Below are 13,044 nucleotides of genomic sequence, written 5' to 3'. Positions count from 1 at the left end.
ATGTACAAGTATGACCAATATGACCAGGCGATGGTCGATGCCCGCGTTGAGGAATTCCGCGACCAGACCCGGCGGCGCCTGGACGGCAGTTTGAGCGAAGCGGAATTCCGCCCCTTGCGGCTGATGAACGGGCTCTACCTGCAGCTCCACGCCTATATGCTGCGCGTCGCGATCCCTTACGGTACGCTGAGCAGCGCGCAGATGCACGCGCTCGCCGACATCGCGGAGAAATACGACCGCGGATACGGCCACTTCACCACGCGCCAGAACATCCAGTACAATTGGATCAAGCTGGAGGAAGCGCCGGACTTGCTCGCTGACCTCGCCAAGGTCGAAATGCATGCGATCCAGACGAGTGGCAACTGCATCCGCAACATCAGCTCCGATCATTTCGCTGGCGCTGCGGCAGACGAGCTGGTCGATCCGCGCCCTTATGCCGAGCTGCTGCGCCAGTGGTCGAGCTTCCATCCGGAATTCAGCTTTCTTCCGCGCAAGTTCAAGATCGCCGTTATCGCATCGGACAACGACCGCGCGGCGATGAAACTGCACGACATCGGCATTCAGATCGTCAAGAATGACGCGGGCGCAATCGGCGCGGCCTTCTATGTCGGCGGAGGCATGGGCCGCACGCCAATGATCGCGCCCTGCATCCGCGGGTTCGTACCGCTCGATCAGCTGGTCACTTATGCCGAGGCGTGCCTGCGCGTCTACAACCGCTATGGTCGGCGCGACAACAAGTACAAGGCGCGGATCAAGATCCTCGTTCACGAGCTTGGCGCAGAGGAATATACGCGCCAGGTCGAGGAAGAATTCGCGCACATGCTGCAGATCGGCGTGGAACCGCCGCTGGCAGAGATCGAACGCTTGAAGACATTCTTTGAGGACCCTCCCTTCGAAACCGGCCTTTCGACTGAGGTGGACCGTTCAGACCCGGATTTCGCGCTGTGGGTCGACCGCAATACCCATCCGCACAAGCACGAAGGCTATGTCAGCGCAGTGATCAGCCTGAAACCTGCGGGGGGCATTCCGGGCGATGCCTCGGTGGAGCAGATGCATTTGATGGCAGAGCTTTCGAAGCAGTACAGTTTTGATGAAAGCCGCGTCACCCACACGCAGAACATCGTCCTGCCGCATGTGAAGATCGCGGATCTCCATGCGCTGTGGACGAAACTTGACGAAGCGGGCCTCGGATCGCCCAACCTCGACACGATCGAGGACATCATTGCCTGCCCCGGCCTTGATTATTGCAGCCTCGCCAACGCGCGTTCGATTCCCGTGGCACAGAAGATCGCGACCCGCTTTTCAGAAAGCGGCAAGACGGATACGCTCGGCGAGCTGAAGCTGAAAATATCCGGCTGCATCAACGCCTGCGGGCACCACCATGCGGGCCATATCGGCATCCTCGGCGTCGACAAGAAGGGGGTCGAGAATTACCAGCTCCTGCTCGGCGGAAGCGAAGCGCAGGACACCGCGCTTGGCAAGATCACCGGGCGCGGCTTTGACGAGGAAGGCATCGTGAAAGCTGTCGAGACGGTCACCGATCTCTATCTTGAACACCGCGAGGACGGCGAACGCTTCCTCGATACCTATCGCCGGATTGGCATGGATCCCTTCAAGGAGGCGCTTTATGGCGAATGACACCACCGATCTCGGCACCAGCCCCGATGATGTCCAGTTCCGCTTTCGCAATGACGAAGTCGCGGACCATGCGCAGGTCACGGTCGATGCGTTCCTTGAGCAGTCCAACGCAGCGGCTGTACGGATCGAGCCGGGCGACGACGCTCGCGCGCTGATCCCGCACCTCGAGCGCCTGCGGCTCGTCGAGGTCAATTTCCCGGCATTCGGCGACGGGCGCGGCTATTCCTCTGCCCGTATCCTGCGCGAGGCGGGCTACACCGGCGAATTGCGCGCGGTGGGCGAGGTGCTGATCGACCAGCTGCTGTTCATGCGTCGCTGCGGGTTCGATGCCTTCGCGCCCGACAAGAAGCTCAATGAACAGGATGCAGAAGCCGCATTCGCGCGCTGGCCGCATGACTATCAATATGCTGCAGATCGCACCGTCCCGATTCCGGCTTTGCGTCACGGTGCTTCGTGATGAACGAAGTCCGCCGCATCGATCGCCTCGACACCGCTCCTCGCTTTTCCGAGCACGATGCTGTGCGCCTCAACCGCATGTTCCGCGGGTCTTCCACGCAGGAAATGCTCGAGGCGGTGATCAAGGATTCACTCGCCGGCGATCTTGCGGTGGTCTCCAGCTTCGGTGCGGAAAGCGCCGTCTTGCTGCACCTCATCGCTGAAGTCGACCCCGGCATCCCTGTGCTGTTCCTCGAGACCGGCAAGCATTTCACCGAAACGCTCGCCTATCGCGATGACCTCGTCCAGCGTCTCGGGCTGACCAATCTCGTCAATCTCCACCCTGATTTGGAGGAACTCAAGAGTAAGGACGAAAGCGGCCTCAGGTGGAATTACGATCCCGACGGCTGCTGCGAAATTCGCAAGGTCAAGCCGCTTGCTAAGGCGCTCGCCGAATACGATGCAAGCTTTACGGGTCGCAAGGCCTTCCAGAGCGCGACGCGGGCTAATCTGCCGCGCTTTGAAGTGGACACGTCCGACGCTCAAGGCCGCCTCAAGATCAACCCGCTGATCGACTGGTCAGCGGGCGACATCGACGCCTATTTCGCCGAGCACGATCTGCCGCGCCACCCGCTGGTGGACAAGGGCTATCCCTCGATTGGTTGCAGCCCTTGCACACACAAGGTCGCGCCGGGCGAAGACCCGCGTTCGGGCCGTTGGAAAGGCTGGGACAAGACCGAGTGCGGGATCCACACCCCGCTCACCGAAGAAGGTGAACTGCCACCGGGCTACGAACCGTTCCTGTAAGCACCTGCTCTAAAGCCACCCTTGCTTGCGATACCATTCAGCGGTCTGTTTGAGACCCGCTTCTCCGCCGATCTCCGGTTGCCATACCGCCTCAGGGACTTTTAGCGCGGAATAACTCACCCAATTTGGATGACACATGTAGCCGACGCGATCCTCGGTAAGCTTGGCATTACTGCCGCGCAGCAACCGGTCCACCCGCGCTGCCGCTTGCAGCACCGACGCCGGTAGATGCGGCGCAAACACCGGGCGGTTCATCGCCTCGCCAATCGCCTGCGCCAGCTCCTTGTGGCTCCAGCCGCCTTCGCGGCCATCATCGACTTCAAACTGCTTCTTGCGCACAAGCGCAGGCTGCGCATCGACCAGATCGAGCAGAGCGCGCGCCAGATCGCGGACATGGATGATCGAAGTTGCCCCGCCTGGCGGAAGCGGAACGAAACCGAACTTGGCCGATCGAAACAGCTCGAACATGTCGACATCGCGCGGCCCATAGACCGCAGGTGGACGCACAATCGTCCATTCGAGGCCACTGGCGCGGACAAGCTCCTCTGCAGCCGCCTTGGAAGCGCCATAGAGCGACAGATCCGGCTTGCGCGCGGATAGCGAAGACACGAACACCAGCCGCTTCACGCTCATATGTTTCATCGCCGCGATGACATTGGCCGTGCCGGTCACATTGGCGTGATGGAACTCTGACGGATCAGGGGTATTCGTCAGCCCGGCGATATGGATCACCGCGTTCGCGCCTGCCATCAGGTGCTCAAGCGCTGGCATATTGTCGAGATCGCCTGTGATCCACTCAACACGGGAATGTTTGTCCTGACGTGGCTTGCGGGTCAGCGCGTTGACGAGAAGGCAGCGCTCGTCCGTCAGATCGAGCAGCGCCTGCCCGACAAAGCCTGTCCCGCCCGTGACCGCGAGAGGCTTCTCCCCGCTCACACCAGGACTCTCACAGCAAAACCATGTGATCGCGGTGAACGACCGCTGCACGCGGTGCATAGCCAAGCCGCTCGGCCTGATCCTCTGCGCGCCTGCCCGCAATCGCCTGCACTTCATCGACGTCGTATTCAGCGAGACCCTGTGCGATCGCCTCGCCCTTTATCGTCACAATCTTGACCAGGTCGCCGCGCCGGAAATCGCCGGAAACACCGGCTATGCCGGCAGCGAGCAGGCTCGCCCCGCCCTTCAGCGCATTGGCGCAGCCACCATCCACCCGCAGAGTGCCTGACGGAGCCAATCGCCCGCTGAGCCACGCCTTGCGCGCACCTTCGCTCCCTTGCGGCACAAACACCGTCCCGCGATCGGCTGCAACCGCATTGGCGAGCGGCGATTCCTCTTTGCCATTGATGATCGCGAGCATGATCCCGCCGCGTTCCGCAATTTGCGCGGCCTGCAGCTTTGATGCCATGCCGCCGGAGCCCATACCGGATGATGATGTTGCACTTGCCATGGCCAAAACGTCCGGCGTGATGCCCTCCACACGTTCGATCAACTGTGCGCCCGTTTCGGTTGGATCGCGATCGTAAAGACCGTCCACATCGGATAATAGGAGAATTGCGTCAGCGCCCGCTGCCTGCGCCACGCGAGCGGCCAGCCGATCATTGTCGCCAAAGCGGATCTCTTCCGTGGCCACACTGTCGTTTTCGTTGATGACTGGGACCGCGCCCGCTTCCAGCAAGCGACCGAGCGTAGCAGAGGCGTTCAAATACCGCCGCCGGTCCTCCAGATCGCCCAGCGAGACCAGCAGTTGCGCAGCGGTCAGACCGAATTCGCCGAGTGCCTGCGACCAGTGCCGACCGAGTTCGATTTGGCCGACCGCAGCGGCTGCCTGCGCATCAGCGAGGCTCGCGCGTCCACCTTGCGGAAGGCCAAGCTTTGCCGCTCCCAGCGCAATTGCGCCCGAGCTCACGACGATGATCTGCGGACCTTCCTCTCCAAGTGCATAGATGTCCTGTGCGAGCATATGGAGCCAGTGCGTTCGCAGCTCACCCTTCTCGACCAGCAAGGACGAACCGACTTTGACGACGATACGCCGGGCGCGCGCCAATTCCTGAAGCGACGTGATTGCCATGGATCAGATCGGCGACCACTCGCCGCTGCGGTTTTGCTCGTCGAGATCCTCGACTTCAGAGCCTTTGGTCTCCGTTGCGGTGCGATCGGGCAGATATTGCAGCACGGCATCAAGCAGTTGCTCAATCCCTTCGCCGGTCGCGCCCGACACCGCGAAGACCTCTTGCGCGCCCGCGTTCATCAATTCCTTTGCAAAGCCTTGAACCAGCTCAGGATCTGCAAGATCAAGCTTGTTGAGGGCGACAAGGCGCGGCTTGTCCTCCAGCCCTTCGCCATAGGCAGTCAGCTCATCTTCGACGATCCGCATCGCATCGACCGGGTCTTCGCCAGCAATGTCGATCAGATGGATCAGTACTCGGCAGCGCTCGATATGCCCCAGGAACCGGTCGCCAATCCCTGCCCCTTCCGCAGCGCCCTCGATCAGGCCCGGAATATCCGCGAGGACAAATTCGCGCCCCTTGTGATGCACAACGCCTAGCTTTGGCACGAGCGTCGTGAAAGCATAATGGCCGACCTTTGCCCGCGCGTTTGAAACCGCATTGATAAAGGTCGATTTGCCCGCATTGGGCAGGCCCAGCAAACCGACATCGGCCAGCAGCTTCAACCGCAACCAGACCCACATTTCTTCGCCCGGTATTCCCGGCTGATGCTGGCGCGGTGCGCGGTTGGTCGCGGTCTTGTAGCTCGCATTGCCGCGACCTCCCATCCCGCCTTCGAGCATCACAACCCGCTGGCCTACCTCGGTAAAGTCTGCCAGCACCTCTTCCTTGTCCTCGGAAAGAACCTGCGTTCCAACAGGTACCTTGATGACCAGGTCATCAGCACTGGCACCAGTCCGGTCTTTGCCCATCCCGTGGCCGCCGCGCGCCGCCTTGAAATGCTGCGCGTAGCGAAAGTCGATCAGCGTGTTGAGGCCGGCGACCGCTTCGAACACGATGTCGCCACCGCGGCCGCCATTACCGCCGTCAGGGCCGCCATATTCGACGTATTTCTCACGCCGGAAACTGACGGCCCCAGGACCGCCAGCACCGGATTTGAGATAGATCTTGGCTTGATCGAGAAAATGCATGGTGCGCCCCTTAGGGCATTTTTCCCGCTAGAGCGAGACGCGAAAACCCACTGCGGCGCTTCTGCCCGGACTGACAAAGCTGAACACCTGCTCGTAAGTCGTATCAAACAGGTTCTCGACCCGTGCGAACACCTCCAGCCGGTCGGTCAGACGATAGCGAGCGTTGATATTGACGAGCGTGTAGTCGTCAAGCCGCACAGTGGTCGGAACAAAGCTAGGATCGAGGAATGCTACGTCATCGGTCGCGCCATTGTGACGCACAATCAGCGTGGCAGAGGCCTTGTCATTCGGCGCAGTCCAGGTCAGCACGGCAGAGGCGATGCTGGACGGGCGGCGAACCTCGTCCACGCCATTTTCTTCCGCATTGAGCCAGGTGTAGGCCGCATCGAGCGTCACCTGTGGCCCCAGACGCGCGCGCGCGCTCACTTCGACACCTTCGCGGTCTGACCGTGTCGCGCGATTGGCCGGCGTTGCGACAAATTCCGGCGCGGGAAAGCTCGTGAAGATTTCGCCTTCCAGATTGGCGTCGAAATAGGTGATGGAGATATTCGCGCGCTCATCGGCAAAGCCTTGCGTGACCCCTACTTCCCAGCTTTCGGATTTCTCCGGCGTCAGATTCTCATTGCCGATGAAGCGGCCATCGATGAAACCGAACAGCTCGTAAAAACCGGGATTCTTGATGCCGGTGCCATAGGATGCGTGGAGCCTTGTGCTCTCTGTAGCATCCACCGCCGCGCCAAGACGGAAGGTGGTTTCATCGGCAAAGCGGTCGTTGAAATCGTGCCGGATCGCGGCGGAGAGGTCGAACCGCTCGCCAGCATAGCGGTATTCGCCAGACAAGCCGATATTTTCGATGGTGCACTTGCCGGTAAAGGCAAAGCCGAAGGGATCGGTGTTCTGGAACCGCTCACGCTCCCAATCAGCGGCAAAGGTCAGGCTGTGCTGACCAAGCGCAAGCGCGCTCACATAGGACGCCTTCAATCGATCGCCCTTGCTGCCGAAGCTGCGTCCGAACGGCCCGAAACTGTCGCGGCGGATGTCTGCGATCTGCGCTGAGAGGTCGTGCGTCCAGCGCCCTCCCATCGTACTGAGATTCGCGCCAACCAGCCCATAGACCGCTTCGTTCTCGTAGCGCGTGTCCGGGCTGTCGATGACCAGTCCAAAAGTCGGACCAGCGCTGGGGAAGCTGTTGAAATCCTGATCGTTGAACTCGCCTTCGGTAAGGATATAGCGGGCTGATCCACGCAGGGTCAGTACGCCGCCAAGTTCGACCTCGCCCTTGCCTGAAAGCGTGTAGCTGTCCCGGCCGATATCGCGCACGCCGCCCCGTGCGTTGGGCTCGCCATCGGAGCTGACCACTGTCGCTGCAAGCGAAGCGTCAAATGTGTCGCCTTCAAAACCGAACCGCGCTGCACCGTTGATGGTGTTTTGCGATCCGCCTTCCAGCCTGGCTGCAAACCCGTCAAACGAACCGCTTTCATAGGCGACCACGCCGCCGATCGCGTCTGAGCCGTAAAGCGCCGATTGCGGCCCGCGCAGGACCTCAACGCGAGATCCGATCTCAGCCTGCAAAGTGCCGATGTCAAACTCGCCGCCAAACGGGTCCGAGACTTCGATTCCGTCGACCAGCACAAGTACATGGTTCGCTTCTGACCCGCGCAAACGCAACTGAGTTTGGCCTGGAACGCTCGATACAGAAACGCCCGGCACATCGCGAAGGACATCTGCGATGTCACGCGCCTGACGCTGTTCAAGTTCCTCTGCATCGACAAAGGACAAGGCGCCGGTGCTGTCAGCAAGGTCGATCTGGCCGCTCCTGCTTTCGACAACAACGATCGGAACCGTCCCATAGACGGAACTGACAGCGTTCCCTTCGCTATCTTCGACAATCGCCGTTCGAGTCTCGGTTTCCTGCGCAAGCGCGCCCGAATTTAAACAAAGCGCAGCAAACGCCGCGCTGCATTTCAACACATTCAATCTCATGGGGATGTCCCTCCGTCCACAAAGCAACAAAGCCCTGCGGATCGCTCCACAAGGCCATCTCGTTTGTCGCTCGAACGAAGGTTCTCCCGCGAGAACATATCCGCGCCTGGCCAATCCCTGAGCCGGGCAAGAACGACTGGGCGCGCGGTCGGTCTCCTGGCTCGCGGGTCAGCGCATCTGTCTCACCTTCCCAAGGTTGCCCTCAGTGGCTGCGCCCATTGCAGGACGCATGAAACAGCCGCTCGCCGCTTACAGTTGCAGGGACAGCCGGGGTTTCTCACCCCGTTCCCGTTACCGGCGCTGAGACAATGCTAGGCCGGGTCGGAACAAAGCGCAAGCCGCCCGAAAGGTTGTGCAGTAAAGACTTGAGCGGTTGCAGGGCCAAGGGCCTCGCCCGGAGAAGTGCCTACTGTCTGCTAGACTTGGGCACAGGTTCAACCACAGGCACTGACACCGTATTCTCCGAAACAGGCACGACGGGCACTGCGACCCCCGTTTCTGGATCAATGACAGCGCCAGCAGCCAGGGTCTGAGAAGAAGCCATGGTCGAGGCCGGATTCAGGCTCGAAACTCCGCCTCCATTGCGCGCCTTATGCGCTTGCACCGCGACGTAACCTGGCTGCGACTGACCATACAACTCGCCCCACTTGGCATCCCATTCCGACGAGGCCCGCTCATATTCCTCGTAGCGCACGAAGAAGTCCTCGAAAGGAGCGATCAGCAAGGCGAAATTGTCTTTCGCAAATGCAATCGGATCCTTGACCGGCGCGATCGCGGCGCGATTGGAAATATCGAGCGCCGCGCGGCAGAAATTGACCCGCGCTGGCGGCAAGGCGAAGAAATTATAGACCATTGTCATGCGCTCTTCGCGCGACCTGATCCCTTCACGCCGGCTGTGAGCAGCATTGAGATAGTTGCGTTCAAGCCGGCTATTGACCTGGCGCAGCGCCCTTGAATGGTCGGTAATATAGGCTGAATAGGCATCAACCACCGCCTGGTGTCGGTCCCGCGAGCAGTTCAGCGCCGCCACATTCCAGCCGCTGCGGAAATGCCACACCAATTCGTCGTCAGATATGCCGGTGTGGATCGTACGGCGAACACCGTCCGGCCCAACCCGCGGAATCTCCATGACATAGGAAGCACCGCCCGGAGGAAGCGGTCGATATGGAATACTCGCCTGTGGCGCTGCCGATAGCGGGGGTGGCGGCGGAGCAGGTGCCGGTGTCGCGCAAGCGGCCAGCGCAGCAGTTCCGGCAACGATCATTGAAATGCGTACGGGCGACCCGATTTTCTCGACCATCTGGTGGTCCTCTCCTTGTGCGTTGGTAAGGCGAAAGTAACCTTGCCTTTGCAAGTGTTACTCACTCCTTAAGACGGCCTATCTGCTTTCACGGGTAAAGAAAATGCCCGAAGAGCGCGTGGCTCTCCGGGCATCGATAGACAGACTCTGGTGTGCGACAGTCCGCACATCCGATCAAATCTGAATCTTATTCCCGGCTGCCGAGGAAGCTCAGCAGGTACTGGAACATGATCACGAAGTCCAAGTACAGCGTGGTTGCGCCCATGATCACCATCTTGTCGGCGAATTCGGTGCCGCGATAATACGCGTAGCCGTTCTTGAGCTTCTGCGTGTCATAAGCGGTCAGCGCTGCAAAGACCAAAACGCCGATGGCGCTGATGACCAGAGCAAGCGTGCTTGAACCCATGAAGATGTTCGCCACACTTGCGATGATGAGGCCGACGACACCCATGATCAGGAAGCTGCCCCAACCGGAGATGTCCTTCTTGGTGGTGTAGCCCCAGAGGCTAAGTCCGGCAAAGGCACCCGCCGTCGCAAAGAACGTCACTGCGATCGATTCCGAGGTGAACACCAGGAAAATCGTCGACAGCGAGAGACCCATGACGGTCGCGAACGACCAGAACAGGATCTGCAACGTGCCCTTGCTCATGCGCTGCAAGCCGAAGCTCATCGCGAGGATGAAGCCCAGCGGCGCAAGCGCAACGATCCACATCAGCGGACCACTCGCGAAAGAGTAAGCCAGACCAGAGCGTGCCGTCATCAGAGCAACAATGCCCGTCAGAAGGACGCCAGAGCACATGTAATTGTAGATCGAAAGCATGTGCTTACGCAGGCCTTCGTCGAACACCTCGCCCGTGCGCGGCACGGATGCGCCAGTGAACGACTGTTGCTGCGAACGCTGTGTTTCGTTCCAATCAGCCATGAGTAGTGTAACTCCAAATTGCGGGCGCAAAATAGCGCCATCGCCAAGTAATATCGGGTTTTTGCGAGTGGTTTTCAAGCAAAACCGGATTGCAATCGTTGCAACTGGTTAACTCTGACCTTTTGCTGCCTCGGCAAGCGCATCACCTTTGTCCGCCGTTGCTTTGAGCGTGGCTTTAAGTAGCGAAATCAGTGCTTTATCAGAATCGAGCACATTTAAACCTTCGCGCGTCATCCCGCCCGGGCTGGCGACGCGGTCAGCGAGCTCTGCGGGAGAGTACTCAGAGGCAGCCGCCAGGGCGCTCGCCCCCTCGACGGTCGCAAGCGCCAGTGATTCTGCCATTTCGGGCGTTAATCCGAGCTCCGCCGCCGCCTGAGCCAGCGCGTCGATAAAACGATAGACGAACCCGGGTCCTGATCCTGCCAGCGCTGTCACCAGATTGAACTGCGCCTCGTCCTCCAGCCAGATGGCTGTTCCAAGCGCACCAAACAGGCTGTGCGCAACGTCCCGCGCAGATGACGAAAGCCCGCTCTCTAAAAGGATAACCGGCGACTTGTTCAAGCGCGCCGCGAGATTGGGCATCACGCGCACATGCGCCGACGCACGAGGGAACTCATGCGCAAGGCTTGCAAGCTCAATGCCGGCCAGAAGCGAGAAAACCGCCCTCCCCTCCGTTACAGCCTGCAATCCCGGCGCAAGAGCCGGCAGTTGCTGCGGCTTGAACCCAAGCAGCACCGCGCCGTGGTCGCTTGCTTCACTCGGGGCACGATAAAGCGCCACTCCGGCGGGAGTTTCCGAGAGAACAGGGTCTAACACAGCAAAGCGGCCCGGGTCTTGGCCCGCTGCCAACCAACCGGCCAGCATGGCGCCGCCCATATTGCCGCAGCCGATGATGAGGAGTTTGTCGTTATCTGCCATAAAATAGCCGTTCGTGCTGAGCCTGCCGAAGTGCGCACGGCCCGTTCCCCTTCGACAAGCTCAGGGCGAGCAGGGTCTGAGCGGCCGAAACTCTAGGCTTCTCCCGCCGCATCGACAAGCGCCGCGTCAAGCGCATCGCGCGGTGCCTTGTCACCCCACAGGACGAACTGGAATGCGGGATAGAACCGGTCGCACTCGTCCAGCGCTGTCTCCACCAGAGCTTGCGCCTGCCGTAGCGACAACATGCCGTCATCGCCAAGCAGCGCGCCGTGGCGATAGAGCAGGACATTGCCGTTGGACCAGATGTCGAAATGCCCGAGCCAGGTCTGTTCATTGATCAGGGAAAGCAACTCGAACGCCGCGCCCCGTTTGGATTCGCTCACACGAATGTCGGGCAAACAGAGCAGTTGCAGTACATTGTCTTCGCTGCGCCAGATGCCGCGCAACTGGTACTTGGTCCAACTGCCCTGGACTTCGCCGGTGACTTCGTCATCCGACGTAATCTCGCACGGCCAGCCGCGCGCCTCGAACAGCGCCGCCAGCATCTCGACCGGCGCAGCATCATCGTCAGCGGCAAATTCCTGCTCGCGAGGTCTCATCGAAGGCATCCGAAGATTGGCATCGATGGTGTGTTGCATCGACAAGCCCCGGCTTGGCAATGGCACTCGCTTGAGCGGTTGGGGAGAACCCAAAGAGCTTGTTCAAACCCTGTGCACAGAAAGCTGTGGGGAACGACCAAGATATTAGAATTGTTCGACTTTTGCGCCAGGCGAGGTTGTGATGCTGAAGCTGTCGATGCGCTTGCCGGAGAGTGCCTCTACCAGAGCGCGCGCTTCGTCCTCATCGGTCAGGGGCCCAGCCAGCAAACGGTGCATCCCTCCCGCTTCGACCACATGCGGCTGAATTCCGTCCAGCGCATCCCCGGCACGATTCTGAAACCGGTTCCAGTCGCGGCGCAGGGCTTCACGATTCCGGCCCGCGGCAAGCTGCACCCAATGCCGTTCGTTGTTGGCGCCAGATTGCTGCATTCTCGCAGCAGCCCCTGGTGCAGGCCTTGCATTTTGCAGAGCCGGTGCGCCCAATTGCGCACGATAGGCGAGGATCGCAGGATCATCCCGCCCAATCTCCGCTGCCTTCGGGAAGATGCCCAAATTGGCCGCCGCTGCTTGCTGCGCCTTGGTCAGCCGAGGCATAAATTCCAGATAGGGGATGATGCGCGAGGCGAGATCCCGCGGGATCACCGTGGTCACCAGCCCTTTCGCTTCGTTGAGTTCGCCGAGAATTGCGAGGCCGAAGGCGCGCGTACGATAGGCCGCTACGTCCTTCTCCAGCACGAGCGGCCTCAGGGTCGAATTGAAGGCCTCGCGATTGCCTGAGATCGCATAGCTGAGAGCCAGGCGACGCGTTGCCTCTGCATTGCTTTCGCGCGCAAGCGCCGCCTTGTAACTTGCCTGAGCAAGAACGTTCTCGCCAAGAAGGTCATACGCCAGCCCCTTGTCGACGGCCAAGGCATCTGCGGCCGTGCCGGATTGCTCGGCCTTCGTGAAATAGCGCAAAGCTTCGATCGGGCGTTCGGAATTCATGTACACAGTCGCCATTCCGAGATTCGCCTGCGCATCGTCCGGTGAGACTGCAAGCGCCCGGCCGAAGAAGCCGAGCGCGGCGTCCCAGTCGCCCAAGGCGAGCGCTGCGTTTCCGGCATCGAGCAGGGCATTCAGATTGCGACCATTGATCGCCAGCCGCTTCAGCGCATGGTTCAGTGCTGTAACTGCCGGCGAAGGCAGGGCCTGGACCACTTCGCGCGAAACGGATTGGTCCTGAGCCGATGCAGGCAAAACGCCAGATAGCGCGGCAAGACCGGCCAATGAAGCGATGGCGAATCGGGCTGAGACCATCAGCGCTCTA

General features: G+C 60.5%; 12 protein-coding genes and 1 riboswitch. Of the genes, 3 read left to right on the top strand and 9 right to left on the bottom strand.

The window, feature by feature from the left end:
• Genes ACG9DO_RS06850 through ACG9DO_RS06840 form a run of 3 tightly spaced genes read left to right on the top strand, consistent with a single transcriptional unit; the run spans position 1 to position 2,880 of the window.
• Entirely contained in the window at positions 1–1,638 is a 1,638-nt protein-coding gene (locus tag ACG9DO_RS06850) for a nitrite/sulfite reductase (RefSeq protein ID WP_394730970.1), read from the top strand.
• Positions 1,628–2,095, top strand: coding sequence for a DUF934 domain-containing protein (locus tag ACG9DO_RS06845; RefSeq protein ID WP_394730969.1), 468 nt, complete (start codon positions 1,628–1,630; stop codon positions 2,093–2,095). Before ACG9DO_RS06850 ends, ACG9DO_RS06845 begins: the two co-directional genes overlap by 11 nt.
• Positions 2,095–2,880 carry a phosphoadenylyl-sulfate reductase gene (locus ACG9DO_RS06840; RefSeq protein ID WP_394730968.1) on the top strand — a complete coding sequence of 262 codons (786 nt, stop codon included), beginning with the start codon at positions 2,095–2,097 and terminating at the stop codon, positions 2,878–2,880. Before ACG9DO_RS06845 ends, ACG9DO_RS06840 begins: the two co-directional genes overlap by 1 nt.
• Before the next feature lie 9 nt (positions 2,881–2,889).
• Here the strand turns inward: ACG9DO_RS06840 and ACG9DO_RS06835 are convergent, their stop codons facing one another.
• The 9 genes from ACG9DO_RS06835 to ACG9DO_RS06795 all read right to left on the bottom strand — a co-directional run bounded on the left by ACG9DO_RS06835 (position 2,890) and on the right by ACG9DO_RS06795 (position 13,034).
• Positions 2,890–3,816 carry an NAD-dependent epimerase/dehydratase family protein gene (locus tag ACG9DO_RS06835; protein ID WP_394730967.1) on the bottom strand — a complete coding sequence of 309 codons (927 nt, stop codon included), beginning with the start codon at positions 3,814–3,816 and terminating at the stop codon, positions 2,890–2,892.
• 10 nt (positions 3,817–3,826) lie between these two features.
• Positions 3,827–4,948: a glutamate 5-kinase gene (gene proB, locus ACG9DO_RS06830; RefSeq protein ID WP_394730966.1), complete on the bottom strand. Its 1,122-nt coding sequence runs from the start codon at positions 4,946–4,948 to the stop codon at positions 3,827–3,829.
• A 3-nt stretch (positions 4,949–4,951) separates the two neighbouring features.
• Complete coding sequence (gene cgtA, locus ACG9DO_RS06825) at positions 4,952–6,016, bottom strand: Obg family GTPase CgtA (protein WP_394730965.1); 1,065 nt, start codon at positions 6,014–6,016, stop codon at positions 4,952–4,954.
• A gap of 27 nt (positions 6,017–6,043) precedes the next feature.
• Positions 6,044–7,999 (bottom strand): TonB-dependent receptor plug domain-containing protein, encoded by a 1,956-nt coding sequence (locus ACG9DO_RS06820; RefSeq protein ID WP_394730964.1) that lies wholly within the window; start codon positions 7,997–7,999, stop codon positions 6,044–6,046.
• 128 nt (positions 8,000–8,127) lie between these two features.
• Positions 8,128–8,335, bottom strand: a riboswitch (cobalamin riboswitch).
• Between the two features lie 70 nt (positions 8,336–8,405).
• Complete coding sequence (locus ACG9DO_RS06815; RefSeq protein WP_394730963.1) at positions 8,406–9,299, bottom strand: hypothetical protein; 894 nt, start codon at positions 9,297–9,299, stop codon at positions 8,406–8,408.
• Positions 9,300–9,486: 187 nt separating this feature from the next.
• Positions 9,487–10,221 carry a Bax inhibitor-1/YccA family protein gene (locus ACG9DO_RS06810; protein WP_394730962.1) on the bottom strand — a complete coding sequence of 245 codons (735 nt, stop codon included), beginning with the start codon at positions 10,219–10,221 and terminating at the stop codon, positions 9,487–9,489.
• A gap of 108 nt (positions 10,222–10,329) precedes the next feature.
• A complete protein-coding gene (locus ACG9DO_RS06805; RefSeq protein WP_394730961.1) occupies positions 10,330–11,139 on the bottom strand; it encodes a pyrroline-5-carboxylate reductase family protein in 810 nt (269 codons plus the stop codon).
• Positions 11,140–11,231: 92 nt separating this feature from the next.
• Positions 11,232–11,738: a YbjN domain-containing protein gene (locus tag ACG9DO_RS06800; protein ID WP_394731219.1), complete on the bottom strand. Its 507-nt coding sequence runs from the start codon at positions 11,736–11,738 to the stop codon at positions 11,232–11,234.
• A gap of 144 nt (positions 11,739–11,882) precedes the next feature.
• Positions 11,883–13,034 (bottom strand): SPOR domain-containing protein, encoded by a 1,152-nt coding sequence (locus ACG9DO_RS06795; RefSeq protein ID WP_394730960.1) that lies wholly within the window; start codon positions 13,032–13,034, stop codon positions 11,883–11,885.
• Positions 13,035–13,044: the final 10 nt, after the last annotated feature.

It is taken from the genome of Altererythrobacter sp. GH1-8 (genome assembly GCF_043702085.1).
Lineage (GTDB): Bacteria > Pseudomonadota > Alphaproteobacteria > Sphingomonadales > Sphingomonadaceae > Erythrobacter.
Note: the sequence above shows the minus strand (reverse complement) of the source record. Positions and strands in the feature narration are given on the sequence as shown.